This window comes from Usitatibacter rugosus (genome assembly GCF_013003965.1).
Lineage (GTDB): Bacteria > Pseudomonadota > Gammaproteobacteria > Burkholderiales > Usitatibacteraceae > Usitatibacter > Usitatibacter rugosus.
Map to the genome: position 1 here is coordinate 857,335 of NZ_CP053069.1, position 25,019 is coordinate 882,353.

At 66.8% G+C, this 25,019-nt stretch carries 32 protein-coding genes; 19 read left to right on the forward strand and 13 right to left on the reverse strand.

The features are described from left to right. The first annotated feature begins 6 nt into the window (after positions 1-6). The 4 genes from radC (at position 7) to DSM104443_RS04340 (ending at position 1,879) form a co-directional block, all read left to right on the forward strand. Entirely contained in the window at positions 7-681 is a 675-nt protein-coding gene (radC, locus tag DSM104443_RS04325) for a RadC family protein (RefSeq protein WP_171089794.1), read from the forward strand. A gap of 147 nt (positions 682-828) precedes the next feature. Continuing rightward, positions 829-1,065, forward strand: coding sequence for a 50S ribosomal protein L28 (gene rpmB, locus DSM104443_RS04330; protein WP_171089796.1), 237 nt, complete (start codon positions 829-831; stop codon positions 1,063-1,065). Positions 1,066-1,077: 12 nt separating this feature from the next. Next, positions 1,078-1,233: a 50S ribosomal protein L33 gene (gene rpmG / locus DSM104443_RS04335; protein ID WP_171089798.1), complete on the forward strand. Its 156-nt coding sequence runs from the start codon at positions 1,078-1,080 to the stop codon at positions 1,231-1,233. Between the two features lie 103 nt (positions 1,234-1,336). Further along, positions 1,337-1,879 carry a prepilin-type N-terminal cleavage/methylation domain-containing protein gene (locus tag DSM104443_RS04340; protein ID WP_171089799.1) on the forward strand — a complete coding sequence of 181 codons (543 nt, stop codon included), beginning with the start codon at positions 1,337-1,339 and terminating at the stop codon, positions 1,877-1,879. Positions 1,880-1,894: 15 nt separating this feature from the next. Here DSM104443_RS04340 and DSM104443_RS04345 read toward each other — a convergent pair whose 3' ends face one another. From DSM104443_RS04345 to purM, 8 genes are all read right to left on the reverse strand, one after another. After that, a complete protein-coding gene (locus tag DSM104443_RS04345; RefSeq protein ID WP_171089801.1) occupies positions 1,895-2,773 on the reverse strand; it encodes an AraC family transcriptional regulator in 879 nt (292 codons plus the stop codon). Positions 2,774-3,108: 335 nt separating this feature from the next. Further along, the gene (locus DSM104443_RS04350; RefSeq protein WP_171089802.1) at positions 3,109-4,281 is read right to left on the reverse strand and encodes a DesA family fatty acid desaturase; all 1,173 of its coding nucleotides are present in this window, start codon (positions 4,279-4,281) and stop codon (positions 3,109-3,111) included. Between the two features lie 118 nt (positions 4,282-4,399). After that, positions 4,400-5,698 carry a mechanosensitive ion channel family protein gene (locus tag DSM104443_RS04355; RefSeq protein ID WP_171089804.1) on the reverse strand — a complete coding sequence of 433 codons (1,299 nt, stop codon included), beginning with the start codon at positions 5,696-5,698 and terminating at the stop codon, positions 4,400-4,402. Beyond that, positions 5,695-6,957, reverse strand: coding sequence for an RsmB/NOP family class I SAM-dependent RNA methyltransferase (locus DSM104443_RS04360; protein WP_171089806.1), 1,263 nt, complete (start codon positions 6,955-6,957; stop codon positions 5,695-5,697). The genes DSM104443_RS04355 and DSM104443_RS04360 overlap by 4 nt, the downstream gene beginning before the upstream one ends. Before the next feature lie 4 nt (positions 6,958-6,961). Further along, positions 6,962-8,020, reverse strand: a complete 1,059-nt coding sequence (locus DSM104443_RS04365) for a DUF3108 domain-containing protein (protein WP_171089808.1) — start codon at positions 8,018-8,020, stop codon at positions 6,962-6,964. A gap of 6 nt (positions 8,021-8,026) precedes the next feature. Further along, positions 8,027-8,716, reverse strand: a complete 690-nt coding sequence (locus DSM104443_RS04370) for a DUF3108 domain-containing protein (protein ID WP_171089810.1) — start codon at positions 8,714-8,716, stop codon at positions 8,027-8,029. Beyond that, a complete protein-coding gene (gene purN, locus DSM104443_RS04375) occupies positions 8,713-9,354 on the reverse strand; it encodes a phosphoribosylglycinamide formyltransferase (RefSeq protein ID WP_171089812.1) in 642 nt (213 codons plus the stop codon). Before purN ends, DSM104443_RS04370 begins: the two co-directional genes overlap by 4 nt. Beyond that, entirely contained in the window at positions 9,351-10,394 is a 1,044-nt protein-coding gene (gene purM / locus DSM104443_RS04380) for a phosphoribosylformylglycinamidine cyclo-ligase (RefSeq protein WP_171089814.1), read from the reverse strand. Before purM ends, purN begins: the two co-directional genes overlap by 4 nt. 132 nt (positions 10,395-10,526) lie before the next feature. Between purM and DSM104443_RS04385 the strand changes: the two genes are divergently transcribed. Continuing rightward, positions 10,527-10,793, forward strand: a complete 267-nt coding sequence (locus DSM104443_RS04385) for a PLC family EF-hand domain-containing protein (protein WP_171089816.1) — start codon at positions 10,527-10,529, stop codon at positions 10,791-10,793. 5 nt (positions 10,794-10,798) lie between these two features. On the opposite strand, the gene DSM104443_RS04390 is transcribed toward DSM104443_RS04385, so the two are convergent. From DSM104443_RS04390 to nadA, 3 genes are read right to left on the reverse strand one after another with little or no spacing between them, the layout of a single operon-like run. Further along, positions 10,799-11,542 carry an energy transducer TonB gene (locus DSM104443_RS04390; protein WP_171089817.1) on the reverse strand — a complete coding sequence of 248 codons (744 nt, stop codon included), beginning with the start codon at positions 11,540-11,542 and terminating at the stop codon, positions 10,799-10,801. Positions 11,543-11,547: 5 nt separating this feature from the next. After that, positions 11,548-12,267: an energy transducer TonB gene (locus tag DSM104443_RS04395; RefSeq protein WP_171089820.1), complete on the reverse strand. Its 720-nt coding sequence runs from the start codon at positions 12,265-12,267 to the stop codon at positions 11,548-11,550. Continuing rightward, positions 12,260-13,351 (reverse strand): quinolinate synthase NadA, encoded by a 1,092-nt coding sequence (gene nadA / locus DSM104443_RS04400; protein ID WP_171089821.1) that lies wholly within the window; start codon positions 13,349-13,351, stop codon positions 12,260-12,262. The genes DSM104443_RS04395 and nadA overlap by 8 nt, the downstream gene beginning before the upstream one ends. 147 nt (positions 13,352-13,498) lie before the next feature. On the opposite strand from nadA, the gene hda reads away from it, so the two are divergent. From hda to DSM104443_RS04445, 9 genes are all read left to right on the forward strand, one after another. Further along, on the forward strand, positions 13,499-14,158 hold the full coding sequence (gene hda / locus DSM104443_RS04405) for a DnaA regulatory inactivator Hda (protein WP_171089823.1): 660 nt from the start codon (positions 13,499-13,501) through the stop codon (positions 14,156-14,158). Beyond that, the gene (locus DSM104443_RS04410; protein ID WP_171089825.1) at positions 14,155-14,820 is read left to right on the forward strand and encodes a histidinol-phosphatase; all 666 of its coding nucleotides are present in this window, start codon (positions 14,155-14,157) and stop codon (positions 14,818-14,820) included. The genes hda and DSM104443_RS04410 overlap by 4 nt, the downstream gene beginning before the upstream one ends. After that, positions 14,817-16,196, forward strand: a complete 1,380-nt coding sequence (gene pcnB / locus DSM104443_RS04415) for a polynucleotide adenylyltransferase PcnB (protein WP_171089827.1) — start codon at positions 14,817-14,819, stop codon at positions 16,194-16,196. Before DSM104443_RS04410 ends, pcnB begins: the two co-directional genes overlap by 4 nt. Then, on the forward strand, positions 16,193-16,681 hold the full coding sequence (folK, locus tag DSM104443_RS04420; RefSeq protein WP_171089829.1) for a 2-amino-4-hydroxy-6-hydroxymethyldihydropteridine diphosphokinase: 489 nt from the start codon (positions 16,193-16,195) through the stop codon (positions 16,679-16,681). The genes pcnB and folK overlap by 4 nt, the downstream gene beginning before the upstream one ends. Beyond that, positions 16,678-17,307 (forward strand): deoxynucleoside kinase, encoded by a 630-nt coding sequence (locus tag DSM104443_RS04425; protein WP_171089831.1) that lies wholly within the window; start codon positions 16,678-16,680, stop codon positions 17,305-17,307. The genes folK and DSM104443_RS04425 overlap by 4 nt, the downstream gene beginning before the upstream one ends. Positions 17,308-17,419: 112 nt before the next feature. Beyond that, a complete protein-coding gene (locus DSM104443_RS04430; protein ID WP_171089833.1) occupies positions 17,420-17,773 on the forward strand; it encodes an ArsR/SmtB family transcription factor in 354 nt (117 codons plus the stop codon). Further along, positions 17,770-18,255 (forward strand): SRPBCC family protein, encoded by a 486-nt coding sequence (locus DSM104443_RS04435; protein WP_171089835.1) that lies wholly within the window; start codon positions 17,770-17,772, stop codon positions 18,253-18,255. Before DSM104443_RS04430 ends, DSM104443_RS04435 begins: the two co-directional genes overlap by 4 nt. Beyond that, entirely contained in the window at positions 18,256-18,936 is a 681-nt protein-coding gene (locus tag DSM104443_RS04440; protein ID WP_171089837.1) for a DNA alkylation repair protein, read from the forward strand. It begins immediately after the preceding gene. After that, positions 18,933-19,709, forward strand: a complete 777-nt coding sequence (locus DSM104443_RS04445; RefSeq protein WP_171089840.1) for a VOC family protein — start codon at positions 18,933-18,935, stop codon at positions 19,707-19,709. Before DSM104443_RS04440 ends, DSM104443_RS04445 begins: the two co-directional genes overlap by 4 nt. Here the strand turns inward: DSM104443_RS04445 and DSM104443_RS04450 are convergent. Continuing rightward, the gene (locus DSM104443_RS04450; RefSeq protein WP_171089842.1) at positions 19,688-20,071 is read right to left on the reverse strand and encodes a nuclear transport factor 2 family protein; all 384 of its coding nucleotides are present in this window, start codon (positions 20,069-20,071) and stop codon (positions 19,688-19,690) included. The genes DSM104443_RS04445 and DSM104443_RS04450 overlap by 22 nt on opposite strands. A 4-nt stretch (positions 20,072-20,075) precedes the next feature. Continuing rightward, a complete protein-coding gene (locus DSM104443_RS04455; RefSeq protein WP_171089844.1) occupies positions 20,076-21,362 on the reverse strand; it encodes an amidohydrolase family protein in 1,287 nt (428 codons plus the stop codon). A 76-nt stretch (positions 21,363-21,438) separates the two neighbouring features. Here DSM104443_RS04455 and panB point away from each other — a divergent pair, with 76 nt between their 5' ends. The 5 genes from panB (at position 21,439) to DSM104443_RS04480 (ending at position 24,904) form a co-directional block, all read left to right on the forward strand. Next, the gene (gene panB / locus DSM104443_RS04460) at positions 21,439-22,248 is read left to right on the forward strand and encodes a 3-methyl-2-oxobutanoate hydroxymethyltransferase (RefSeq protein ID WP_171089846.1); all 810 of its coding nucleotides are present in this window, start codon (positions 21,439-21,441) and stop codon (positions 22,246-22,248) included. A gap of 5 nt (positions 22,249-22,253) precedes the next feature. After that, positions 22,254-23,087, forward strand: coding sequence for a pantoate--beta-alanine ligase (panC, locus tag DSM104443_RS04465; RefSeq protein ID WP_171089848.1), 834 nt, complete (start codon positions 22,254-22,256; stop codon positions 23,085-23,087). A gap of 76 nt (positions 23,088-23,163) precedes the next feature. Continuing rightward, complete coding sequence (locus DSM104443_RS04470; RefSeq protein WP_171089850.1) at positions 23,164-23,799, forward strand: c-type cytochrome; 636 nt, start codon at positions 23,164-23,166, stop codon at positions 23,797-23,799. 36 nt (positions 23,800-23,835) lie between these two features. After that, positions 23,836-24,186: a CidA/LrgA family protein gene (locus tag DSM104443_RS04475; protein ID WP_171089852.1), complete on the forward strand. Its 351-nt coding sequence runs from the start codon at positions 23,836-23,838 to the stop codon at positions 24,184-24,186. Further along, positions 24,176-24,904 (forward strand): LrgB family protein, encoded by a 729-nt coding sequence (locus tag DSM104443_RS04480; RefSeq protein WP_171089854.1) that lies wholly within the window; start codon positions 24,176-24,178, stop codon positions 24,902-24,904. The genes DSM104443_RS04475 and DSM104443_RS04480 overlap by 11 nt, the downstream gene beginning before the upstream one ends. Positions 24,905-25,019: the final 115 nt, after the last annotated feature.

Sequence of the window (25,019 nt, forward strand, 5' to 3'; positions counted from 1 at the left end):
CCGGGCATGTCGATGGCAAGTGGGCCGCTCGAGGAGCGCCCGCGCGAGCGGTTGCGGGCCCGGGGCGCAGCATCGCTTTCGGACGCGGAGCTCCTCGCCCTGTTCATGCGCCCGGCCGTCCGCGGGCAGGATGCGCTGGCGTCCGCCCGCGAGCTCCTCGCGAAGTTCGGGCGCGTGTCCGGCGTGCTCGCAGCCGCCGAGGCCGGGTGCCGGTCGCAGATCCGCGTGGATTCGCTTCGCCTCGCACCCTTCGCCGCGGTGATGGAGCTCGCACGCCGCGCATTGGGTGAGGAGATGCGAACGCGCGACAGCCTCACGTCGCCGGGAGCCGTGCGTGGCTACCTACGGCTACGCATGCAAGAGCTCGCGCACGAGGCGTTCTACGGGGTCTTCCTCGATGCGCAGAACCGCGTGATCGCCGCCGAGGAGCTCTTCCGCGGGACCCTCACCCAGACTTCCGTTTATCCGCGGGAGGTCGTGAAGCACGCCCTGTCGCACAACGCGGCGGCCATGATCCTGGCCCACAACCATCCCTCGGGGGTGGCCGAGCCCAGCCTCCAGGACCAGGCGCTCACCCGGACGCTGGCCGAAGCCCTCGCCCTGGTCGACATCAAAGTGCTGGACCACTTCATCGTGGCGCCCGGGGCCTGCCTCAGCTTCGCCGAAAGGGGGCTGATCTAGGCCGGAAAGGGTCTTCGGGCGTCCGGCGGCCCCCAAAAAGGCCAATGGAATCAGCTTGAAAGCACCCCGGTCGCCGGGTTATAATCGCGGTCTTTCGTAGCCCAGCACCGACTTCTCGCTGAGCTTTAAGTATTCCGGAGGTTTCAGATGTCCCGAGTTTGCCAAGTCACGGGGAAAGCCCCGATCGTCGGAAACCACGTTTCCCACGCGAACAACAAGACCAAGCGCCGCTACCTGCCGAACCTGCAGTACCGCAAGTTCTGGGTCGAGAGCGAGAACCGCTGGGTCCGTATGCGCCTGTCGAATGCGGGCCTGCGCCTCATCGACAAGAAGGGCCTCGACGTCGTCCTCGCCGAAATGCGCGGCCGCGGCGAGAACGTCTAAGGAACCCTGACCATGCGCGAAAAGATCAAGCTCGAGTCGTCCGCCGGCACCGGCCATTTCTACACGACGACCAAGAACAAGCGGACCATGCCGGACAAGATGGAGATCAAGAAATTCGATCCCGTCGCCCGGAAGCACGTCCTCTACAAGGAAACCAAGCTGAAATAGGGAGTACCAATAAGAACAATGGGGCCCGGTATTTGACCGGGCTTTTTTTTTGCCTGCGCCTTAGAATCGGGCCGTCAAACAACAAGAACCGAAGGGACACGGCATGGCTCGCAACCGGCATCGCGGCTTCAACCTGGTCGAGCTCATGGCCGGGCTCGTCGTGATCGCCGGCGTGATCGCGGCGGCGGCCTACTACAAGGGACGCCCCGCGGCAGATCCCACCAAGATCGACACAACGCTCCCCGCGTTCATCTCTTCTCCCGCCTCCAGCACGAACTACTACCTCGAAGGCTCCGTGCACCGCGTCTCGCGCACGGACAACGGCGTGTACTTCATGGTCCGCACCCCGGACAACAAGGACTTCTGGGTCGCTGCCGAGAAGACCCACACCGGCGGCTTCGCGAACGTCGCGGCGGGCCAGGTCGCGCAGATGCAGGTCCAGGCGAACACCGGGGCCAGCCTGCAGATCTCGACCCGCGTGCTCCCGATGTCGCAGGTGGCCGACGCCTTCGCGTACCGATACCTCGTGAAGACGCCGGCGCCGGCGAACTACAAGGACCCGCTCGAGGAGCACGACGAGCCCGCCGCACACACCCCGGCCGACCTCACTCCGCAGCCGCGTGACAAGGACAAGGACGACGACTGACGCCGCCGGGCTCGCCTACTTGAGCGGGATCCGAATGGCGGTCTCGAGCTTCGACGGCGGCACCTGCCGCGGGTCGTTCAGGTATTCCTCGAAGCAAGGCTGGTCGCCCGGCGCCTCGCCGCTCTTCGGCAGCCACTCCCGGTAGAGCCAGTCGTAGGCGCGGTGCAGCTCGGAATACGGGCCCGTATGGACGATGACGGCGCACTTGCCCGACGGGGTCTCCTCGACCTTCACCGCGCCCTCGCCCTTGAACCCCTCCGGAACGGTGACACACGCGTCGGCGCGTAGCTGCGCGGTGGGCATGGAGGCGGGGTCGTCGTAGTAGATGCCGAACATGCGGGTGTCGGGACCCATGAGGCCCTTGCCCGCTGCCCAGATCGAGAGGCGCTCGAACGTGGGGCCGATCTGCGTGTAGTCGCCGCGATACTCCATCGCCGCCACGTGGCGGGCGGGCACATCCTGGATGGTCACTTGGTACATGTCGGGCTCCGGTTTGCGTTGGGAAGGGTGGAGTCCTCGTGCGATCCCGGCCGCGAGGTCGAGTTCCTCGCCTCGCTTGCGAAAGGCGCCCGGCGGAATGCCATGGGCGGCGCGGAAGGCGCGATGGAACGCCTGCACGCTCGCGTATCCCGCTTCGCCCGCCAGCTTCGCGACCGGCGAGGCCGTCGTGATCAGCTTCAACGCCGCTCGCTGCAGCCGAAGCCGCTTCGCCGTCTCGGCGACCGTCTCGCCCACCATCGCCACGTACACGCGATGGAAGTGATACGGCGACAAGTGCGCTTCCTCGGCAAGGCGATGGATGTCGAGCGTGTCGTCGAGATGGTCGGCCAGGTACAGCGCCACCTTGTCGAGGCGCTTCGCGTACTGCTCGCGGGTCGTGGTCTTGATCGGCATCGGGGTCTCCGGTAGCCATGCTCCGGCGGGTCATTTGACCGCAATTGCGGAAATGGAGAGGGCGCGTCGGTCGCTGCGCTTGCCTGGTAGGCCTTGAACCACGGAGGCACGGAGACACGGAGGGCCACGGAGGAATTCTCGAAAGAACGTCAGGGATCCAACGTCGGTGATTCGCGACTGCCCGAAACGGCAATCCCTCGAAGTTTTTCCTCCGTGGCCCTCCGTGTCTCCGTGCCTCCGTGGTTCAAGGCCCACCAAGTGAGCGCAGCGCCACAAAAGAAAAAGCCCGCCGAAGCGGGCTTTCTTACTGGGTTCCCGTTTTCACGGGAACGACGTCAGGCGTAGCAGCGAAGGCGGCGCGAGAACGCGACCAGCGGCTCGACGTTGCTCTTCTCCGCACGCTCGCACCAATCGGTGAGCTGCGCGGTGAGCTGCTCGGTGGTGAGCGTGGAGCGCGCCCAGATCTTGGAGAGCTCCTGGCGCATCGTGAACGACGTCTTCAGCGTGGGGCTTGCGGCGAGCGCTTGATCCAGCGCGGCGCGGTGCTCGGCCGGCACTTCCTTCTCGTCGCGGTGCATCCAGTGGCGCAGGGCACGAGCGGCGCGGCTATCCATGCCCGCATCGCGCAGCTTGGCGAGCTCGGCACGCGAGGAGCGATTCATGTGCTTCGCGTAGTTCGTGAGCACGTCGTAGCGATGCTGGATGACGGCCTGGAGCGTGGCGGCGTCGATCTCGAATTTCGTCGGGTCGAGCTTCACCTTCGGCGGAGCGCGGCGAACCTTCGCGAGGCCGAGGAGCGACAGCACGTTCAAATAACCCCAGCCGAGGTCCACCTCGTGCCAGCGCATGGAGAACTTGGCCGACGTCGGGTAGGCGTGGTGGTTGTTGTGCAGCTCTTCGCCGCCGATCCACAGGCCGAAGCGCGTGATGTTGCGCGCCGCATCGTCGCATTCGAAGTTGCGGTAGCCCCAGAAGTGGCCGATGCCGTTGATGACGCCGGCGGCCCAGAACGGGATCCACAGCATCTGGATGCCCCAGACGATGAAGCCCGGGATGATGCCGAAGAGGGCCATCTGCAACGCGAGCGTCGCGAGGATGCCGTACTTGTTCCACCGGGCGTAGACGTTGCGCTCGAGCCAGTCGTCGGGCGTGCCGTGGCCGTAGCGCGACATCGTTTCCGTCTTGTGCGATTCCTTCACGTACAGGAACACGCCGCCCCAGAGCACCTTGTTGATGCCGAGGATCTGCGGGCTGTGCGGATCGTCTTCCGTCTCGCACTTCGCGTGGTGCTTGCGGTGGATCGCGGCCCATTCCTTGGTGATCATGCCCGTGGTGAGCCACAGCCATGCGCGGAAGAAATGGCTCACGATCGGGTGGAAATCCACCGCGCTGTGGGCCTGGCCGCGATGCAGGTACAGGGTCACGGCGGCGATGGTGATCTGCACGAGCACCAGCGTCACGAGGACCACGCCCCACCAGGGAAGATTCAGGAGGCCGTCGAAGAACATATCGGGATGCGCCTTTCGGAAAGGGCCACGTTGTAGGACGCGGCGTTCGAATTACGGTATTGGGACGAGATTTTACCCCGACCATTCCCCGGGTAGGGTTTTAATCCGCAAGCTAAACCTAAGCCTTTGACTCGGAAGGTCTTTCCTGCATTTCGGGTGTAGCAAATCCGACCCATTCGCGGCGCACGGCCGGGATGCGGATCCCATGCTCCCGGAACCCCGCCAAAATGGCCCGCAGCAGGTCGGTGCGGATCTGCGCGGCATTGGCGAAAACGTCGTCGATCCAGATCGACAATTCGAGGTCCACGCCGGGGTCGCCGATCTTGAGGATGACCGCGGCGGGGGCCGGATCCTTGAGGGCGAGGGGGTGCGTCTCGCCGGCGGAGCGAAGGATGCCCAAGGCGATGTCGAGATCGGTGTCGTAGGGCACGGAGGCTTGCACCTTCACGACCGCGCGCCGGTTCGAGTACGTGTGGTTGATGACGGTCTGCGTGATCAGCGTCTCGTTCGGGATGATCGACTGCGTCCCGTCGCCGGCTTTCACCACCGTGTAGCGCGAAGCAATCTCCTGCACGGTGCCCTGGCGGTTGTCCACGGTGACGAGGTCGCCGATGCGCACCGACCTGTCGAGCAGGATGATGAAGCCGCTCACGTAGTTGCTCGCGATCTTCTGCATCCCGAAGCCGAGGCCCACGCCGATGGCGCCGCCGAAGACGGAGAGCGCCGTGACGTCGACGCCCACGAGGGGAAGGGCGATCAGGATGGCGAGGAGCACGGCCATCGCGCGCACGAACTTGCCCATCACCGCGCGCGTGGAGACCTGGAGGTGCTCCGCCTTCTGCAGGCGGCCCTCGATCACGTTGGCGATCCACAGCGTGACGGCGAGCGTGACCGCCACCGAGAAGACGGCGCGGATCGCGAGCAGCAACGTGAAGCGATCCTTGCCGATGGGGATCACGACGTCGTCCAGCGCCTCTTCCACCTCGGGGAGCAGGCCGGTGAAGTAGAGCGCGACGCCGATCCAGATGAGCCAGGAGATCGTGCGTTGCGAGCCGCTGAGGAGCGAGCCCTGCGGCAGGACGCTCGCCAGCACGTAGAGCGCGAAGCGGATCACGGCGAGGGCGACCAGCAGCGGGATCGCGAGATCGAGCAGCGGCGTGTGCTCGAGCCAGTGCGTGCGCTGCACGGCGAAGCGCGCGATCCAGACGATCGCCACCGCGACCAGCGGGCCGGCGAAGCCGGGGAAGTCCGAGTTGTTGGCCCAGCGGTGCGGATGCGTGGCGAGGCGCTTGCGCAGGCGCCGGGTGACGAGGACCGAGATGGCGAGGGCCGCGGCGATCACCACGACCCCGAGGAAGAACGGCACCAGGCTCTGGCGCGTGCCGAACTCCTCGATCAGCTTCTCGATCTCGTTCATTTTCCTTCGCGCTGCAGCACGGCGGCGAAGAAGCCGTCCGTGTCGTGGCGATGCGGCAGCAGGTGCATGTAGTCGCCCGTGCCTTCGACTTCGATGCCGATCCGCGCAAACACGTCCTTCGCCGGGACGAGCTTGAAATCCGGATGCGAGGCGAGGAAGGCAGTGACGATCGCCTCGTTCTCCGCCTCGAGCAGGCTGCACGTGCCGTACACGAGGCGCCCGCCCGGCTTCACGAGCGCGGCGGCGGCATCGAGGATGTTGCGCTGCTTCACGTTCAGCTCGGCCACGGCCGTCTCAACCTGGCGCATCTTGAGGTCGGGGTTCCTGCGCAGCGTGCCGAGGCCGGTGCAGGGTGCATCCACCAGCACGCGATCGATCTTGCCCCGCAGGCGCTTCACCTTCGCGTCGTTCTCGTTGGCGATGCGTTGCGGATGCACGTTCGAAAGCCCGGAGCGCTTGAGGCGAGGCCCGAGGTTCGTGAGGCGCTTCTCGGAGATGTCGAAGGCGTAGAGGCGGCCCTGCGAAGCCATCGCGGCACCCATCTGCAGCGTCTTGCCGCCGGCGCCGGCGCAAAAGTCGACGATCATCTCGCCGCGCCGGGGCTCCATCAGCAGGCCCAGCAACTGGCTGCCTTCGTCCTGCACCTCGACCACGCCTTCGGTGAAGAGCACGTACTTGTTCAGCGCCGGCTTCTCCCGCAGGCGCACGCCCCAGGGTGCGAGCTTCGTGGGGACGGCGACGATGTTGTCGCGGTCGAACTTCTCCAGCACGGCTTCGCGCGGCGCCTTGAGCGAATTCACGCGCAGGTCGAGCGGCGCGGGCTGCTGGAGGCTGCGGGCGAGCGCGAGGATCTCCTCGTCGCTGTATTGCTTGCGCAGGAGGGCGATCACCCAGTCCGGAAGGTCTGCCTGAACCTCGAACGGCAGCGCCTCGGCCGGCTCGCTCTTCAATGTGACGAGCCAGGCCTTTTCCGTCGGGGTGAGCGCGGATTCGATCTGGCCGATGCCGACGCCCTGCACCTTCACGAGCGCGGCAAGCGCGATCTCCCGCGGCGTGGCGCCGGGCGTCACGTGCTCGAGGTAGCGGCGGCGGCGAAGCGCGGCATAGACCGTGTCCGCGATGAGCGCGCGGTCGCGGCTGCCGAGGTTCTTGTGCTCGCGGAAGAAGTGGTGGAGCGTTGCGTCCGCGGGTTGCCTCGCCGGAAGGATCACGGTGAGGGCCTGGACGATGGATTCCAGCTGGGGCTTGCCGATCTGCATGGGGTTACCGCTCGGAGATGGAGGTGGCTGTCTGCTCCACCATGAAGCGGTTGCGGGACACCGGGTAGCGCATCTTCACCGGCAGGTAGTGCTGGTCCACGCCGAGCCAGACGTCGACTTGCTCGTTCGCATCCTGGGTCGCATGGCGCAGGTGGAGCGCCTTCACGCGGCCGATGGGCAGCTCGATCTCCTCGACGCCGAGGACCTTCAGCTCGAAGGCGTAGAGCTTGCGCTGCGTGTAGACCTTCATCGACACGGCTTCGCCCTTGGGCGGCTCGTGCGCGAGCTGGAAGATCATCGAGAGCCAGTCGACGGTGTTGTCGGCGAGGCCGCCGGGCTTCTTCTCGCCGTTGCGGTTGAACTCCACCGTACGGTTCGCCCAGTCGAAGGTGAGGCTTTCCTCGGGGCCCTGGGGCTTGCGCTCGGAGAAGCGCTCGGGACGCAGGCCCGACTCGGTCACCGTGCCGGTGCTCTCCTGCAGGATGCGTCCCTCGAGGAACAGCGTGAAGAAGCCTTCGGCCTGGGCCGAGCCGCTGATGACGTAGCGATCGCCATCCCGCTTCCACGCGTACTGCGCGACGCCATCCGCAAAGGGGGAGGTGAGCGCGTAGCGGATCGAGAGATCGGCGGGCAGCGCGCGGACGGGGAAGGGCGCCGCCTTCGCGTCGGAGAGCGTGGTCGCGGGCGCGACCGAGGCGACCACTTCGGGCTTGGAGGGCTCCGGCGGTGCCAGCTCCGGCAGCGGCGGGAGGAGCTCGGGGAGGGACGCGGTGCCCTCACCGGTGAGCGAGGGAAGCAGCGGCAGCGAGGCGATGGCCTCCGTGGGCTTGCGCGGGCTTCGCGGACGCGGAGCGCGCGGCGGTGCCGCCTGCGCTTTGGGCGCCGGAGAGACCGACGCGGAGGGCGCAGGGACCAGCTCCGCCGTGTATCCGACGAGTTCGTCGGGCGCGGGTGCATCGAGCGACCGCGGGACACCGAGGATCGCCGCCGCGTGCACGACCACCGACACCACCAGTGCGAGCAGCACGTAGCGGAGGCGATGGGCGGATTGGCGGAGCGTCATGGGCGGTCAGCGGGCCTTGAGCGCGATCAGCGATTGCTCGAGACGCAGGCCCTTCGCATCCTCGAACACGACGCGCACGGGGAAATTGAAGCGGTCCTTGGCGAGCCAGACTTCTGCTCGCGTCTCGCCTTCGCGCACGACGCGCTCGTAGTGGACGGTCTCGAAGTCGCCGGCGGGCGTCTTCACCGTGGCCTCTCCGGTGCGCTGGTACGTGTAGCGCTCGACCTTGCGGCCGTTCGACATGGGGACCTCGAACGTCTCGCCCTTCGGGGCGACGTTCATGAACTGGTACATGATCGAGATGCGGTCCTGCGTGCCCGGGGGCAGTTCGACATCCTTCGACTCGCCGCGGAACTGCGAGCGCATCACGCCCGACTTCCAGTCGAACGTGGCGTGCACGTCGCGCGAGTTGTTGCCGGCGCGCTTCTGCTCGAACACCGCGGGCTCCAGGCCGTTGGGGCCGACGCGGCCCTCGCTCGAGAGGACGATGGAGTCGTCGAGGAAGAGCTTCAAGGGGCCTTCGCTCGAAGTCGTGCTGCGGATCACGTACGCGTTCGCGTTACGTTCGTAGGATTCGACGATGCGCCCGATCACGAGCCCGGCCTTGGAGACCTGGTACTCCGCGTCGATGCGCGTGGGCGCGGCCTGCGCTACGCACGCCGCGAAAAGGAAAAAGGAAGCCGCAATGCGCTTCATGGTGCCGTCCGGGGAGAAATGAGGGTGTCGGTAGAAACGCCCGACGCACTCGATTGGACGACACCGTTGCGCGGAAATTCAATCTTTCCCTCGGCGAGCCAGCGTGCGGCCTGCGGATAGATGCGGTGCTCCTGCGCGAGCACGCGCGCGGCGAGCGTGTCCTCCGTGTCGCCCGCGAGCACCGGCACGGCGGCCTGGATGAGGATCGGCCCGCTGTCGAGCGTGGCGGTGACGAAGTGCACGGTGGCCCCGTGGATCTTCACGCCCGCCTCGAGGGCCCGGCGATGGGTGTGCAGCCCGGGGAACGAGGGCAGGAGCGAAGGGTGGATGTTCACGAGCCGGCCGTGGAAGCGGTTCACGAACTTCTCGCCCACGATGCGCAGGAAGCCTGCGTAGAGGATCCAGTCCGGCCGGTGGGCCGCGATCGCGTCGCCGAGGGCCAGGTCGAACGTGTCGCGGTCGGGAAGGGCCTTGTGGTCCACCACGCGCGTGGGGATGCCCTTCGAAGCGGCCCACTCGAGGCCCTGGGCCTCGGGGCGGTTCGAGATCACCGCCTTGAACGTGAGACCGGTCCCGCCCTCGACCAGGGCCTGCATGTTGCTGCCCCGCCCCGAGATCAGGATGACGGCCGATTTCACACGACGACCGTCTTCGGCCCGCCCGGCTCGCGCTCCACGATCGCGCCGATCACGTGCGCGGGAATGCCGTGCGAGGCAAGCCCCTTCACGGCGGCGTCCGATTCGATTCTCGGCACCACGAGCACCATGCCGATGCCGCAGTTGAAGGTGCGCGCCATCTCGGCGTCGCCCACGCGCCCGTGGCGCTGCAGCCAGTCGAAGATCGCGGGGCGCTGCCAGCTCTTGCGGTCGATGCGCGCACAGAGATGCTCCGGGATCACGCGCGGGATGTTCTCGACGATGCCGCCGCCGGTGATGTGGGCGATGCCCTTCACCGGCACCTTCGCGATGAGGTCCAGCACCGGCTTCACGTACAGGCGCGTGGGCTCGATGAGCGCTTCGCCGAGCGTGCGGCCCTCGAAGGGGATTTCGTAGTCGCCGCCGTGCGTGGCGACGATCTTGCGGATGAGCGAGTAGCCGTTGGAGTGCGGGCCGGAGGACTCGAGGCCGATCACCGCGTCGCCGGCGGCGATCTTGGTGCCGTCGATGATCTTGTCCTTCTCGACCAGGCCCACGGCGAAGCCGGCGAGGTCGTATTCGTTCGGGTCGTACATGCCGGGCATCTCGGCGGTCTCGCCGCCGATCAGCGAGCAGCCGGAGAGCTCGCAGCCGAGGGCCACGCCCTTCACCACGTCCGCGGCGACGTCCACGTTCAGCTTGCCGCACGCGAAGTAGTCGAGGAAGAAGATCGGCTCGGCACCGAGCACGAGGATGTCGTTCACGCTCATCGCCACGAGGTCGATGCCGATCGTGTCGTGCTTCTTCAGGCGGAAGGCGAGCTTCAGCTTGGTGCCCACGCCGTCGGTGCCCGCGACCATCACCGGGTTCTTGAACTTCTTCGAGACCTCGACCAGGGCCCCGAAGCCGCCCAGGCCGCCCAGGACCTCGGGGCGCATCGTGCGCTTCGCGAAGGGTTTGATGCGTTCGACGAGCGCGTCACCCGCGTCGATGTCGACGCCGGCGTCGCGGTAGGTGAGGGAGGTGTGGGTATTGGAGGTCACGAGCGCGCAAGCCTTTGGAACTGGAGCGAAATTTTACCCCATCGCCCCCCCTCGCGTCGCTGTAAGGCCCCCGGGGTCCGCCCGACAGAGCAGGCAGTAGTCCCTCAACCCCTCGATACCCGGAGCCTGACCATGAAATCCATGAATGCCCTCGCCGCTGCCGCGCTGACCTCCCTCGCCTTCGCCGTCCCCTCCGCCTACGCGGACGACACGAAGAACGCCGACAACTTCGTGAAGATGTGCGACGCCGACAAGGACGGCACCATCTCGAAAGCCGAGGCGATGAAGATGGTCGAGAAGATGTTCGACAAGGCCGACACCAAGAAGGCCGGCCGCCTCGACAAGAAGCAGGTCGAGACCTTCCTCAAGATGCTCGTGTCGGACAGCGCGGGCGGCTGAAGCGCCTAGAGGCCCATTCCGTCCTTGAGGCGGAACTGCCACTTGAACTCGACGCAGATGTAATCGCGATCCTGCGGGAAGCCCGGCAGGATCGCGAACGTCCAGCTGCGTACGCCGCGCTTGATCGCCGGCTCGAACCACACCTTGTACGGGCCGGGCCGGACCTCGACGCCTGTGACACGCCCGTTGTTGGTGATGCGGACGACCCCGGTCACGTCGCCTTCGACGCGGTCGCGGTGCGCGGCTTCCGGATAGACGACCGGCGTGCCGGATTGCCGCCGCACCATCTCGTTGCCGCTGCGCAGGTCCACCTTGCCGGCGAGCGCGTCGGTGGCCGGCTGCACGGGCGAGGACACGCTCACCTTCGGCTTGCCATCGGCGACTTCGAACCACACCTGCATCGCGAGATCGCCCGCGACCGAGGCGCACGTGTAGGCGTGGATCGGCGGGACGAACAGCCAGTAGCGCGCGACGTCGCGGACGGCCGCGGCGAACGCCTCATCGCCGCCATTGATCTTGAACGTGGACATGTCGATCGAGCCGTCGCGGTTCACGCGCGCTTCGAGCGAGAGCGTGGCTTCGACGCCGCGCTGCAGCAGCGCGGGCGGATACTCCGGCGCAACGACCGACACGATGCGCAAGCCGCGCTGCGCGAGGGCATCGCCCGCGGCGGTGATCTCCTGGGCGTGCGCGGCGTCCAGGGCCATCGCAAGAGCCATGAAGGTCAGCCATCGTTGCGTCGTGGTCATTCGGGTCAGTCCAGCAGCTTGAAGGCCAGGGAGTGTTCGAGGCAGAGGAACGGCCGGTCTTCGAGCGCGCCCGGTTCGATGTCGTACGTCCAGCGTCTCAGTGCCGCCTTCGCCTCGGCGTAGAACGAGTCGTCGACGCGCGTGTTCTGGAAGACGATGCTTTGCACCGTGCCGTCGGCGCCGACCCTGGACAACGCGATGACGGTGGCGCTACCGATGTCCTTTCGGATCCCTTCCCGGGGAAACTTGACCCGGATCCGCCTGACGGGCTCGACGCGGAATTTCCGTCCGCTCTCGCGCTTCAACTCGTAGGGCTTGCCGGAGACGGGTTGCGAGACGCTCACCTTGGGCTTGCCGTCCACGATCTCGAACCAGACGCGCACCGTCGCCTCGCTCGCGACAGGCTCGCAGATTCGGGTATCGACTTCCGCGGAGAAAATCCAGTACGGAAGCACGTCCTCGATGGCCTTCTGGAATGCGGGATCGTCGGTGGAGGATCGGAACGTCGCGTCCTGCATCGATCCGCCCGCGGTGACCTTGCCCGTGACATCGACCGCGGCCTTCGTTCCCTGCGCCAACGCCTGCGCGGGATAGTCGGGAGGCACCACGCGGATCGGATGCGCGGGACGGGAGGCCAGCTCCGCACCCCAACCCGTCAGCTCCTGGGCGCACGCGAACCCGGAAAGCATGAGCAGGGCGAGCGCGAAGCCCGCCGTCTCACGCATCCCCACTGCCCTTCATCTGCGGGAGATGGGTCTTCGCGAACTCGAGCATGCGTTCGATCGGAATGCGAGCGCGCCGGCCGATCTCCGGATCCACGTGCACCTCGTTCTTCGGATTCGGGTTCTCGAGGACGGCGAGCAGGTTGTGCAGGCCGTTCATCGCCATCCATGGGCAGTGCGCGCAGCTCTGGCAGGTCGCGCCCTTGCCGGCGGTCGGCGCCTCGATGAAGGTCACGCCGGGCATGCGTTTCCTCATCTGGTGGATGATGCCGCCGTCGGTGGCGACGATGTACTCCTTCGCCTTCATGCGCTCGGCGGCCTGGATGATGCCGGTGGTCGAGCCCACCGCATCCGCGAGGTCGATCACGGCCTTCGGCGATTCGGGGTGCACGAGCACCTTCGCGCCGGGGTGCAGGAGCTTCAGCTCCTCCAGTTGCACGGCCTTGAACTCGTCGTGCACCACGCACGCCGCGTTCCACATCAGCATGTCCGCGCCGGTCACGCGCTGGACGTAGTCACCCAGGTGCTTGTCGGGCGCCCAGAGGATCTTCTTCCCCTGTGCGTGGAGGTGGGCGACGATCTTCTCGGCGATCGAGGAGGTCACCATCCAGTCGGCCCGTGCTTTCACCGCCGCGCTCGTGTTGGCATACACGACGACGACCCGGTCCGGATGCGCGTCGCAGAACTTCGAGAATTCGTCGATCGGCGTGGCGAGGTCGAGCGAGCACTCGGCGTTCAGGTCCGGCATCAGGACCTTCTTCTCCGGGTTGAGGATCTTCGCCGTCTCGCCCATGAAGCGCACGCCCGCCACGACGACCGTCTTGCCGGAGTGCGCATGGCCGAAACGAGCCATTTCGAGCGAATCCGAGACCGTGCCGCCAGTTTCCTGGGCGAGGTCCTGGATGTCGGGGTGGACGTAGTAGTGCGCGACCAGCACCGCGTCGCGTTCCTTCAGCAGGTGCTTGATGCGCTCGATGATCCGCGGCTTTTCCTCGGGCGTGACGAAGCGCGGCGGCGTCGCGGGGGCGATGGCGAGCTGGCCGTCGTAGCGTTCGAAGCGGATCTGGATCGGGTGTGCGACAGCCATTTCGTCTCGGTTCGTCTGCAGGGAAATCGATTCTGCCATGATAAGATTTCAGGCTACTTGAGACGGCGTACGGGTGGTTTTCCACCTGGCGCGCCCGGGCCAAGCCAGCCGGGCGAATCCGCCGGCGGCGCAGGTCCAGGGAACCCCATGAAGCAGCTCCTCCTCGACTTCGCCACGGCCCCCGCGCCGACCTTCGCCAACTTCGTTCCCGCCCGGAATGCGGAATTGCTGACCGCGCTCCGCGCTGCCGCGTCCGGCGAATCCTCCGAGCGTGTCCTCTACCTGTGGGGCGATTCGGGCGCGGGCAAGACCCATTTGCTGAGAGCCCTGGCCGATGCCGCCGGTTCGCGCGGCGCGCGTTTCGTCCGCGGCGACACCTTCTCGCAAGCCGACATCGCCCCGGTCCTCGCCATCGACGATATCGAGGGCCTGCCGGAGCCGGAGCAGATCGCGCTCTTCAACGCCTTCAACGAGCGTGCGTTCGCCTTCCTCGCCGTCTCGGCCAAGGCCGCGCCCCGGGATGTGGCGCTGCGCCGCGATCTCGCCACGCGCCTCGCCACGGGCCTCACCTACCGGGTGGTCGCGCTCTCGGACGACGAGAAGCGCGCCGCGCTCTCCGCCCACGCCAGCGCCCGCGGCTTCGCGCTCGCCGACGAGGTGTCCTCGTACCTCCTCACGCACGCCCGCCGGGACATGCCCTCGCTCATCGGCGCGCTGGATACGCTCGACCGCTACTCGCTCGAGACCGGCCGGCCGATCACCCTGCCGCTGCTGAAGGCGGCGCTGCAGCCACAAGCCTCCGCATGAAGCTGGCGCTCTTCGACCTCGACAACACGCTCCTCGCCGGCGACAGCGACTATCACTGGAACGAGTTCCTGATCGACAAGGGCATCGTCGACCGCGCCACGCACGACGAGGCGAACAAGCGCTTCTACAGCCAGTACGAGGCCGGCACCATCCGCATGGAGGACTGGCTCGCGTTCCAGCTGGCGCCGCTCGCGAAGCGCCCGCGCGCCGAGATCGACGCCTGGCACCGCGAATACATGGAACAGCGCGTCCGGCCGATCATGCTGCCCAAGGCGAAAGCGCTGCTGGAGAAGCACGCGAAGGATCTCCGCATCATCATCACGGCGACCAATCACTTCATCGTGGCGCCCATCTGCCGCGAGTTCGGCGTGGACAACGTCATCGCCTGCGACTACGAGGAGGTCGACGGCATGCTCACGGGCAAGCCGCGCGGCACGCCCTCGTTCGGCGCGGGCAAGGTCACGCGGCTGGCCGATTGGCTGGCCGCGCAGGGCAGGGCGATCGAGGATTTCGAGGAGAGCTGGTTCTACAGCGACTCCCACAACGACATCCCGCTGCTGGAGCGCGTGACGCATCCGGTGGCCGTGGATCCGGACGCGAAGTTGAAGAAGAAGGCAGAGGATCGCGGCTGGCCCGTGGTCTCCCTGCGCGAGGCGACATGATCAAGAAATACATCGACAAGCTTTTCGGCCGCGACCGGGCACCGCGCAAGGACGGGCGGCCCACGATCTACGGTCCGGACAAGCATCCCATCCGCCGCGAGGCCATCAGCAAGTGCGCCCGGCGCACGTGCGAGGAGCTGCAGCGCGCCGGCCACGCGGCCTTCGTGGTGGGCGGTGCGGTTCGCGACCATTTGCTGGGCCACGTGCCCAAGGACTACGACGTCGCCACGAGCGCCACGCCCGAGGAGGTGCGCTCGATCTTCCGGCGCTCGCGCATCATCGGGCGGCGCTTCCAGATCGTGCACGTGCTCTGCGGGCAGGATGTCGTGGAAACCTCCACGTTTCGCGCCCAGCTCACGCGCGAGGCCGACCCCGACAACACCGACGAGCATGGCCGCGTCCTCTCGGACAATGTCTTCGGCACTCAAGCCGAGGATGCCGCGCGCCGCGACTTCACCGTGAACGCGCTCTTCTACGACCCGGTGAAGGAAGAGGTGTGGGACTACCACCACGGCGTGAAGGATCTCGCCGCGAAGAAGCTCGTGATGATCGGCGATCCGGCGCTTCGCTATCGCGAGGACCCGGTGCGCATGCTCCGCGCCGCGCGCCTGGCCGCCAAGCTCGGCCTCACCATCGACGCGAAGACCGAAGCCCCGATCCACACGCACCGCCACCTGATCGAGAACGTGCCCCAGGCGCGCCTCTTCGAGGAGATCCTGAAGCTCCTCCTCTCCGGCAACGCGGTGGCGTGCACGCAGCTTCTCCGCAAGCTGGAGCTGCACCACGGCCTGCTGCCGCTGCTGGACGACGCGCTCGAGAACAAGGCGACGGGTCCCTTCGCGCTCGCGGCGCTGAAGGCCACGGACGATCGCCTGCGCGACGACAAGCCCGTGTCGCCGGCCTTCCTGCTCGCGGCGCTGCTGTGGGGCCGCGTCGAGAACGGCCTTCGCAAGCACGAGGATTCCGGCCAGCCCTCGATCCCGGCGCTGCACTCCGCCATGCACGAGGCGCTGGACGAGCAGCGCGTGTCGCTCGCCATCCCGCGCCGCTTCGACGCCACGATGAAGGAGCTGTGGCTGCTGCAGCCGCGCTTCCTGCAGCGCGGCGGCCAGCGGCCGTATCGCCTGCTCGAGCACCCGCGCTTCCGCGCCGCCTACGACTTCTTCGAGCTGCGGGCCCGTTCCGGCAATGCGCCGCTCGACATCGCGCAGTGGTGGGAGCGCTTCCAGGACGCCAATGCGGACGAGCGCGAGGAAATGATGGTCGAGGACGAGGCGGAGCCGAAGAAGAAGCGCCGCCGCCGTCGCGGCAAGCGCAAGACCGAAGGCGCCGCTCCCGGAGCGCAGCAACAGGCACCGCAAGGCGACGAGGAATGACGCGTGCGGCCATCGCCCTGGGCTCCAACATGGAAGAGCCCCTGGTGCAGGTGCGGCTCGCCTTCGACGAGCTGGCCGCGTTGCCGCAGACCGTGATGGTCAAGCGCTCGTCGCTCTATCGCACGGCGCCCGTGGGCTATGCGGAGCAGCCGCCGTTCATCAACGCCGTGGCGCTCGTGGACACCAAGCTCACCCCTCGCGCGCTGCTCGACCATTTGCTGGCGATCGAGAAGGCCCACGGCCGGGTGCGCGACATCCCCAACGGCCCGCGCACGCTCGATCTCGACATCGTCCTCTACGGGTCCTCGCGCCACAGCGAGCCGGGCCTCTCGATCCCCCACCCGCGCATGCACGAGCGTGCGTTCGTGCTCGCCCCGCTGCTCGAGGTCTGGCCGGACGCGGAGATCCCGGGGCAGGGCTCCGCCGCGCGCATCTACCCTTCCATGAACCGAACCGGAATCGAAAAACTGCAGGCGCGCGCATGAAGCAGAGATACATCGTCGTGGAAGGCCCGATCGGCTGCGGCAAGACCAGCCTCGCGCACAAGCTCGCCCAGAAGATGGGCGCCGACCTCCTGCTGGAAGAGCCGTCGTCCAACCCGTTCCTGCGCCAGTTCTACCAGGACATGCGCCGGTTCGCGCTGCCCACGCAGCTCTTCTTCCTCTTCCAGCGCGTGGAGCAGGTGGGGGCGCTGAAGCAGCCCGACCTCTTCGCCAAGCCCACGGTCGCGGACTTCACGCTCGCCAAGGACCCGCTCTTCGCCCGCCTCACGCTGAACGACGCGGAGTACCAGCTCTACAGCCGCATCTACGAGCACGTGCGTCCCCAGGCTCCGGTGCCCGACCTCGTGATCTACCTCCAGGCGTCCGTCGATACCCTGATCGACCGCGTGAAGCGCCGCGGCCACGCCTTCGAGGGGACCATCTCCGAGGACTACCTCCGGAAGCTCTCCGAGGCCTACTCGCGCTACTTCCACAGCTACGACGAGAGCCCGCTCCTGATGGTGAACAGCGAGCGGCTGAATTTCGTCGACAACCCGGCCCACCTGGACCTGCTGATCGAGCGCATGAACGCCATGCGGGGCGGCCGGGAGTTCTTCAACCGCGCCTGAAGTAAGTCCGGGCTCACATCCAACCTGTTGATTAATGGCAACTATCAGTTGCTTGACAAACTATCGGCTTTAGATAACCATTCGGTTAGATAACTGACGGGTTCCCAAAGCCATGTCCGCCCTCGCCACCTCCGTAGACCCGTTGAGCGCCACGTTCTTCGCGCTTGCCGACCCCACCCGCCGGGCCATCCTGGCGCGCCTCGCCAAGGGCGCGACCACCGTGAAGGAGCTCGCCTCCCCCTTCGCGATGAGCGGCCCCGCGGTCTCCAAGCACCTGCGGGTCCTCGAACGCGCCGGCCTGATCCAGCGCGGCCGGGAAGCGCAGTGGCGCCCCTGCACCCTGGAAGCCGGCCCCCTGAAGGACGTCGCCGAATGGACCGGCGGCTTCCGCCAATTCTGGGAGGCGAACTACACGCGCCTCGACACCTATCTCGACCAACTCAAGACCGAGGAAGACCCGAAATGAACGCCCGCATGCCCGGTACCAGCGAATACTCCACGCCTTCCGATCGCGAGATCCGCGTCGTCCGCGCCTTCAGCGCGCCCCGGAAGCTCGTCTACGAGGCCATGTCCAACCCGAAGCACGTGCCGAAGTGGATGACCGGGCCCGAGGGCGTGACGATGCCGGTCTGCGAGATGGACGTGCGCGCCGGCGGCAAGTGGCGCTTCGTCTACCGCATGGCGAACGGGCAGGAGATGACGCTGCAGGGCTCGTACCGCGAGATCGTCCCCCTGGAGCGCATGGTCTCGACCGAGTCGTGGGGACCGGAGTGGCCGGAGACCGTCAACACGATGGAGCTCGCCGAGTCACAAGGTGTTACGACAATGACACTGACCGTTCTCTATCCTTCGAAGGAAGCGCGCGATGCCGCGTTGGGGAGCGGAATGAAGGAAGGCATGGACAGGGGCTTCGCCAGGCTCGACACGCTGCTGCCGTCGTTCGCGTAGATGGCGAAGGACCCGCGGGTCGCCGAGGCGCTCGGCTGGCTGGAGAAGCAGGGCTCCGAGAAGACCCGCGTGGAAGCCCAGGTGCGCTACGGCATCACGGCGAAGAAGTCCTACGGCGTGAAGATGGGCGACGTGCAGGCGCTCGCCAAGGCGTTGGGCCGCGACCACGATCTCGCGGCCCAGCTCTGGGACACGGGCTGGTACGAAGCGCGGCTGCTCTGCGCCTACGTGGACGATCCCGCGAAGGTGACGGTCGCGCAGATGAACCGCTGGGCGAAGGACTTCGACAACTGGGGCATCTGCGACACGGTGTGCTTCAAGCTTTTCGACAACGTGCCCGGCGTCTGGTCGCGCATCGAGCCGTGGAGCAAGGCGAAGGGCGAGTACGAGAAGCGCACCGCGTTCGCGCTCATGGCCTGCATGTCGCTGCACGGCCAGGCGACCGACGCGCAATTGATGAAAGGCCTCGCGCTTTGCGAGAAGGCCGCGACCGACGAGCGCAACTTCGTGAGGAAGTCGGTGAGCTGGGCGTTGCGTTCGATCGGTATGCGCAACAAGGCGCTGCATGCCGCGACGTCCAGGGTGGCGGCGCGGCTCGCGGCATCGGAAGACAAGACCGCGCGCTCCATCGGCAAGGAAGCGCTGCGCGACCTCAACAAGTCGAAAGCGAGGATCAAGTGAAGCAAGGCATCCGGAAGGACGGGGACTTCTGCTGGATCAACATGATCACGCCGCAGCCCAAGGAAGCGATGGCCTTCTTCGGCGAGGTGCTGGGCTGGACGTACTTCGACATGGGCGGCATCGGCCACGGTATCCGCGTGGGCGAGAGCCAGGTGGGCGGACTCTTCGACAAGGACGCGCCGCAGACGCCGCCGGGAACCAAGGCGCACATCGGCGTGATGGTGAAGGTGCGCGACGTGGACGCCACCGTGGAGAAGGTGAAGGCGCTCGGCGGCGAGGCCGCCCCGGCCTTCGACATCTTCGATGCCGGCCGCATGGCGGTCTGCCACGATCCCAACGGTGCCGCCTTCGATCCGTGGCAGCCGAAGAACCTCAAGGGCTTCGACGTGAACAGCAACGCGCACGGCGCTCCGAGCTGGTTCGAGAGCCTCACCACCGACCCGGTGCGGGCCGCTGCGTTCTATTCGCGGCTCTTCAATTGGCAGTCCGAAGTGATGAAGACGCCGGACGGCGACTACACGACCTTCAAGCTCGGCAACGACTTCATCGCGGGGGTCATGAAAGCTCCCGAGGGCGTGCCGATGGACAAGCCCACCTGGACCACCTACTTCACGGTAGACGACGCGGACGAGACCGAGGCATTGGCGAGGAGCCTCGGTGCCCAGATCTGCGTTCCGTCTACGGACATTCCTGGCGTGGGGCGCTTCTGCGGCATCGTGAGCCCGCAGCATGTGCGCTTCAACGCGATTACCTACGTGCCGATGAATGGCTGAGGCTTGAGCTGCGCCGGGTCGTAGAAGAACTTCTCTTCCGCGATCCGCTCTCCTTCCCAGCGCTGGTAGGCCAGTTCTTCGATGCGCATGCGCGATCCATCGGGGTAGGTGAACTCGAAGATCCAGCGGATCACGACGCGGTCACCGTCCACGAATACCGGACGCACGCATTGCGACGTGACGGACTTTGCACGGGCGAGGGCGCGCCGCTCGCTCTCCACCAGCGTGTCGCGGCCCACGCGCGGCGGTGCGTTGTTCTCCTGCATCGTCGCGTTCGGCGTGTAGAACTCCTCGATCGCCTCGACGTGCGCGTTGGACTCCACGCGCGCGATGAATTTCTCCAGGGTTTCTGCGCTCGGCATGGGCCTATCCCCGCTTGAGGACGATGGGACCGGCCATGGGCGGGAGCACGAGGCCGCGCTTCACGCGCAGCCCGATGCGTTCGAGGTTGCCGAGGTCCTCGATCGGATTGCCGCCGAGCACCAGGAAGTTTCCTTCGTAGCCGGGCTCGAGCCGCCCGATCCTGCGATGGGGAAAGATCGTGCGCGGCGTCTCCATGCTCCACATGCGCAGGATCTCGAGGTTGGTCGCCAGTCCGTGGCGCGCGATGAAGCGCACCTCGTCGCGCGCGGTGGCGAAAGTGCGCTCGCCGCTGATGCCGTCGCTGCCGATCGCCATGCGCACACCCGCGGCCAGCAGCGTGCGGATGTTGGCGCGTTGGTTCGCGTGCATTGCGGGCAGCCAGGCTGCGGGTAATCCGTTGCCGGACAGGCGCTCGGTGGTGCCGGCCGTCGTCACGACCACGATGCCCTTCTGCGCGGCGCGGCGCGCAGTCATCGGGTCGATCACATAAGCCGAGAGGTCGGCGCTGAAGCGCGGGTCGGGCTGGGGCAAATGATTGATCTCGTCCACGCCCGCATCGACGGCAAAGCGAAAGTCGGCGGCGGTGTCGACGTGCGTGGAGACGCGCAACCCCGAGGCGTGTGCCTTCGCGACGATCGCGGGCAGCAGCTTCGGATCGAGGCCCTTGTGCATCCCCGCGATGTCGCGCCGCTTCTCGAACTCCTCCGAGAAGAGCAGGAAGGTCTTGATGAAATCCGGATGCCCCTCGAGGATCGCGGGCCATTTCGCATCGAGCGCGGCCTCATCGTCTACGAGGTAGTAGGCGCGGTTCTCCAGGTCCTCGGGCTTCAGGCCCGGGAAGACTCCGATGGACGCGAGGTACGCGTGCAGCGGCGCGGGATGGCCGCCCGTTGCAGTGAGGCCGCCGTTCGCGAACGTGGCGTCGATCGTGTCCGGCTGGTTGAGCTTCCGGCGCACGTCGGGCGTGAGCAGCTCCGGGATCACGTTGGGGTTCTTCACGTAGAAGATCCCGGCCTCGAGGAAGGCCGCGATCTTGTCCTCGAGCGCCTGGGCCCCATCTATGCCGTGATGATGCGCATCGCCAAACGCCGGAATGACGTGGCGCTCGCCGAGATCCACGGTGCGGTCGACCACGAGCGGCCGCCGGTCGGTGAAGATGCCGTCGACCGTGTAGCGGGTCCCGGGCACGAAGCGCGTGCCGTCGAACCAGAGGCCGTGGGTCCACGAAACGCTGTCGCAGAAGGCGGCCGCGGGGGCCAGGAAAAGCAGGATCGAGAAAAGGAATCGCATGGTCGTGTAGGCTTGCCAGTGGCATTCTGCCCCAGCACAATGCGCGTCCCGCCCCACCGCAAAAAACCGTAACGCAATGAGGACATCCATCACCCAGCTGCAGAAGCAGGCGAGCGCCGGCGAGAAGCTCGCGATGCTCACCTGCTACGACGCGAGCTTCGCCGTCCTGTGCGAGGCCGCGGGCACGGACATCCTCTTGATCGGGGATTCCCTGGGCATGGTGATCCAGGGGCGCGAGACCACCCATGCGGTCACATTGGCCGAAACCGAATATCACGTCGCGTGCGTGGCCCGCGGCTGCAGCAAGCCTTTCATCCTGGCGGACATGCCCTTCGGCAGCTTCCAGGAATCGAAGGAGCAGGCCTTCCGCAACGCCGCGCGCCTCATCGCCGCCGGTGCCCAGATGGTGAAGCTGGAGGGCGGGGCGCACATGGTGGAGACCACGCGCTTCCTCGTCGATCGGGGCGTGCCCGTCTGCTCGCACATCGGGCTCACGCCGCAATCGGTGTACACCTTCGGCGGCTTCAAGGTGCAGGGCCGCGGCGAGGAAGCGGCTGCCCGGCTCGTTGCCGAGGCGAAGCTGCTCGACGAGGCGGGCTCCGGAATGATCCTCATGGAAGCCGTGCCTTCCGACGTCGCCGCGCGCGTGACCGCCGCGGTGAAGGCACCGACCATCGGCATCGGCGCGGGCCTCGATGTGTCCGGGCAAGTGCTCGTGCTCTACGACATCCTCGACCTCTACCCCGGCAAGAAGGCGCGCTTCGTGAAGAACTTCATGGCGGGCGCCACGTCGGTGCAGGGCGCGATCGAGGCGTACGTGAAGGCGGTGAAGGCCAAGACTTTCCCCGGGCCCGAGCACCAGTTCCCTGCCGAGGCGCCGAAGTAGCCCTCGTGGACGTCATCCATACCGTTTCCGGTTTGCGGGAAAGGCTCCGCGGGGAGGCTTCGGTCGCGTTCGTGCCGACGATGGGCAACCTGCATGCGGGCCATCTCTCGCTGATCGAGCTCGCGAAGGCGAAAGCCCGGTGCGTCGTCTCCTCGATCTTCGTGAATCGCCTGCAGTTCGAGCCCGGCGGCGACTTCGACCGCTACCCGCGCACGCTCGAGCGCGATTGCGAGATGCTGCGCGCGGCCGGTTGCCACGTCGTGTTCGCGCCGGACGAAGCCGAGCTCTACCCGGAGCCGCAGGAAATCCGCCTCACTGCCCCCAAGGCCGCCGACCAGCTCTGCGGGCCGTATCGCCCGGGGCACTTCGAGGGCGTGCTCACCGTGGTGTGCAAGCTTTTCGACATCGTGTGTCCGCAGGTGGCGGTGTTCGGCTCCAAGGACTACCAGCAGCTGCACCTGATCCGCATGATGGTGCGGCAGCTCAACTTCGGCATCGAGATCATCTCCGGCGACACGGTGCGCGAGGCCGACGGGCTGGCGATGTCGTCGCGCAACGGCTACCTCAACGCCGCCGAGCGCAAGACCGCGGTGGGGCTGTACACGAATCTCAAGCGCATCAAGGACGCGATCGAGGGCGGCTCGCGCGAGTACGACGCGCTGCGCAGGGATGCGATCGATGCCCTCGACGCCGACGGCTGGCGTGTGGACTACGTGGAGCTGCGCGACGCCGGGCGCCTCGAGGCGCCAAAGCCCGAGGACATGAACCTGCGCGTGATCGGCGCGGCCTGGCTCGGCAAGACCCGCCTCATCGACAACCTCGAGATCACCCGGAAATAAATGGGGTCAGACCCCAATTGTTTTCGATCCTGACCGTCTTCACGGGTTTGTAGCGTCGCGAGGCTAGCGTGGCGGGATGCGCATCCTCCTGGCTTCGCTCCTGCTCGCTGTCTCGCCTCCGGTTCTCGCCCAGGATCCGGCGGCCGGCGAGGCAATCTACAGGGAGACCTGCGTCCGCTGCCACGGCTTCCCGCCGGTGAACGGGCCGGAGACAGCCTCGTGGAATCCCGACCAGATCCGCAGCGCGATCTCGAATCGCGTGTCGCGCATGCGCTTCCTCGGCTATCTCACGGACGAGCAGCTCGCCGACGTCGCCGCGTTCATCGGAAGGACGATGGGCGTCGAGCCTCCGCCGAAGCACGACCCGACGGGAATGTGGTGGAACCCGAGCGAATCCGGGTGGGGACTCTCGCTGGTGATGCATCGCTCGGAGCGCAACAACGTCTTCGGCGCATTGTTTGTCTATCGCCCCGACGGCCGGCCGATCTGGCTCGTGGTTCCCGCGGGCCGCTGGTCGCTGCCACGCCGTTTCTCCGGCGACCTCTATCGCACCTCGGGCCACGCCTTCGGCGGCCCCTTCGATCCCAAGGCCGTGACAGTGACTCCGGTGGGCACGTTCGTCGTCGAGCTCGCGGACAACGACACCGGAACGCTCACCTATTCCATCGACGGAATCCCGGTCGAAAAGCGCATCACCCGCCAAGCCTTCTAGAATTAGGGTCTGACCCTAATTCCAGAAAGAACAAGAATGATCGGCGGGCTGGTCCAGATTCTCTTTTTCCAGGGGCTCGGGGAGCTGGTGTCGAAGCTCGTCGTGCCGCTCATCCCGGGGCCGGTGATCGGGTTGATCCTCCTCCTCGCATTCCTCGCGATTCGGAAGTCGGTGCCGCAGGGCGTCGATGTCGTCGCCACGACGCTGGTGCAGCACCTGGGATTGCTCTTCGTTCCCGCAGCCGTGGGCGTGGTGCTGTTCTGGCCGCAGCTGAAGGCGCAGGCGGTGCCGGTGGCGGCGGCGCTGGTCGTGAGCGTCATCCTCACGGTGGCCGTACCCGCGCTGCTGCTGCGGATGATGGCGGGGGACGAAGGCGATGCCAAGTAACCCGTCCGAAATCCAGGTCATCTGGGTCTACCTCTCGGGGAGCCCGCTCCTCGCGCTCTTCCTGACGCTCGCCGCGTACCACGTGGGTGTCGTGGCGTACGAGAAATCGGGCCGCAATCCCGTCGTCAATCCGGTCGCGATCGCGGTCGCGCTGGTCGCCGTGGCGATCACGCTGATCGACATGCCGTACGCGAAGTACTTCGACGGCGCGCAGTTCGTGCACTTCCTGCTCGGTACCGCCACCGTCTCGCTCGCCGTGCCGATCTATCGCGGCCTGGCGGGGCTGGGCTCGCGCATCATCCCGCTGCTCGTGGCGCAGCTCGCCGGCGGGGCGACCTCGATCATCAGCGCGGTCAGCATCGCGGCGCTGCTCGGTGCCACGCCGGAGGTGGTCGGCGGCTTCTACGCGAAGTCGGTCACCGCGCCCATCGGCATGGGCATCGCCGAGCGGCTCAACGTCTCGCCCACGCTGACCGCCGTGTTCGCGGTGTGCACGGGCATTCTCGGTGCGATCCTCGGGCGCTTCGTCCTCGACTTTGTCCGCTCGAAGGCGTGGTGGCAGCGTGGCTTCGCGCTCGGCATCGCGGCGCACGGCATCGGGACGTCGCGCGCGTTTTCGGTGAACAAGGAGGCAGGGACGTACGCGAGCCTGGGGATGGGATTGAACGGCGTGATCGGGGCCGTGCTGATTCCGCTGGCCGTCGGTTACTTCCGCTAGAAAGCAGAAAGCCGCCCGAGGGCGGCTTTCTTGCAAGGCAGGGTCCACGGATAAACACAGATAAACACGGATAAAACCAAGCTCTCGGATTCGGGACCCATATGGTTGGGCGATC

What these genes read in the sequence shown, in the direction of transcription:
- radC (WP_171089794.1), top strand. Translation starts at nt 7, where the DNA reads ATGTCGATGGCAAGTGGGCCGCTCGAGGAGCGCCCGCGCGAGCGGTTG.
- rpmB (WP_171089796.1), top strand. Translation starts at nt 829, where the DNA reads ATGTCCCGAGTTTGCCAAGTCACGGGGAAAGCCCCGATCGTCGGAAAC.
- rpmG (WP_171089798.1), top strand. Translation starts at nt 1,078, where the DNA reads ATGCGCGAAAAGATCAAGCTCGAGTCGTCCGCCGGCACCGGCCATTTC.
- DSM104443_RS04340 (WP_171089799.1), top strand. Translation starts at nt 1,337, where the DNA reads ATGGCTCGCAACCGGCATCGCGGCTTCAACCTGGTCGAGCTCATGGCC.
- DSM104443_RS04345 (WP_171089801.1), bottom strand. Translation starts at nt 2,773, where the DNA reads ATGCCGATCAAGACCACGACCCGCGAGCAGTACGCGAAGCGCCTCGAC.
- DSM104443_RS04350 (WP_171089802.1), bottom strand. Translation starts at nt 4,281, where the DNA reads ATGTTCTTCGACGGCCTCCTGAATCTTCCCTGGTGGGGCGTGGTCCTC.
- DSM104443_RS04355 (WP_171089804.1), bottom strand. Translation starts at nt 5,698, where the DNA reads ATGAACGAGATCGAGAAGCTGATCGAGGAGTTCGGCACGCGCCAGAGC.
- DSM104443_RS04360 (WP_171089806.1), bottom strand. Translation starts at nt 6,957, where the DNA reads ATGCAGATCGGCAAGCCCCAGCTGGAATCCATCGTCCAGGCCCTCACC.
- DSM104443_RS04365 (WP_171089808.1), bottom strand. Translation starts at nt 8,020, where the DNA reads ATGACGCTCCGCCAATCCGCCCATCGCCTCCGCTACGTGCTGCTCGCA.
- DSM104443_RS04370 (WP_171089810.1), bottom strand. Translation starts at nt 8,716, where the DNA reads ATGAAGCGCATTGCGGCTTCCTTTTTCCTTTTCGCGGCGTGCGTAGCG.
- DSM104443_RS04385 (WP_171089816.1), top strand. Translation starts at nt 10,527, where the DNA reads ATGAAATCCATGAATGCCCTCGCCGCTGCCGCGCTGACCTCCCTCGCC.
- DSM104443_RS04390 (WP_171089817.1), bottom strand. Translation starts at nt 11,542, where the DNA reads ATGACCACGACGCAACGATGGCTGACCTTCATGGCTCTTGCGATGGCC.
- DSM104443_RS04395 (WP_171089820.1), bottom strand. Translation starts at nt 12,267, where the DNA reads ATGCGTGAGACGGCGGGCTTCGCGCTCGCCCTGCTCATGCTTTCCGGG.
- nadA (WP_171089821.1), bottom strand. Translation starts at nt 13,351, where the DNA reads ATGGCTGTCGCACACCCGATCCAGATCCGCTTCGAACGCTACGACGGC.
- hda (WP_171089823.1), top strand. Translation starts at nt 13,499, where the DNA reads ATGAAGCAGCTCCTCCTCGACTTCGCCACGGCCCCCGCGCCGACCTTC.
- DSM104443_RS04410 (WP_171089825.1), top strand. Translation starts at nt 14,155, where the DNA reads ATGAAGCTGGCGCTCTTCGACCTCGACAACACGCTCCTCGCCGGCGAC.
- pcnB (WP_171089827.1), top strand. Translation starts at nt 14,817, where the DNA reads ATGATCAAGAAATACATCGACAAGCTTTTCGGCCGCGACCGGGCACCG.
- folK (WP_171089829.1), top strand. Translation starts at nt 16,193, where the DNA reads ATGACGCGTGCGGCCATCGCCCTGGGCTCCAACATGGAAGAGCCCCTG.
- DSM104443_RS04425 (WP_171089831.1), top strand. Translation starts at nt 16,678, where the DNA reads ATGAAGCAGAGATACATCGTCGTGGAAGGCCCGATCGGCTGCGGCAAG.
- DSM104443_RS04430 (WP_171089833.1), top strand. Translation starts at nt 17,420, where the DNA reads ATGTCCGCCCTCGCCACCTCCGTAGACCCGTTGAGCGCCACGTTCTTC.
- DSM104443_RS04435 (WP_171089835.1), top strand. Translation starts at nt 17,770, where the DNA reads ATGAACGCCCGCATGCCCGGTACCAGCGAATACTCCACGCCTTCCGAT.
- DSM104443_RS04440 (WP_171089837.1), top strand. Translation starts at nt 18,256, where the DNA reads ATGGCGAAGGACCCGCGGGTCGCCGAGGCGCTCGGCTGGCTGGAGAAG.
- DSM104443_RS04450 (WP_171089842.1), bottom strand. Translation starts at nt 20,071, where the DNA reads ATGCCGAGCGCAGAAACCCTGGAGAAATTCATCGCGCGCGTGGAGTCC.
- DSM104443_RS04455 (WP_171089844.1), bottom strand. Translation starts at nt 21,362, where the DNA reads ATGCGATTCCTTTTCTCGATCCTGCTTTTCCTGGCCCCCGCGGCCGCC.
- panB (WP_171089846.1), top strand. Translation starts at nt 21,439, where the DNA reads ATGAGGACATCCATCACCCAGCTGCAGAAGCAGGCGAGCGCCGGCGAG.
- DSM104443_RS04470 (WP_171089850.1), top strand. Translation starts at nt 23,164, where the DNA reads ATGCGCATCCTCCTGGCTTCGCTCCTGCTCGCTGTCTCGCCTCCGGTT.
- DSM104443_RS04475 (WP_171089852.1), top strand. Translation starts at nt 23,836, where the DNA reads ATGATCGGCGGGCTGGTCCAGATTCTCTTTTTCCAGGGGCTCGGGGAG.
- DSM104443_RS04480 (WP_171089854.1), top strand. Translation starts at nt 24,176, where the DNA reads ATGCCAAGTAACCCGTCCGAAATCCAGGTCATCTGGGTCTACCTCTCG.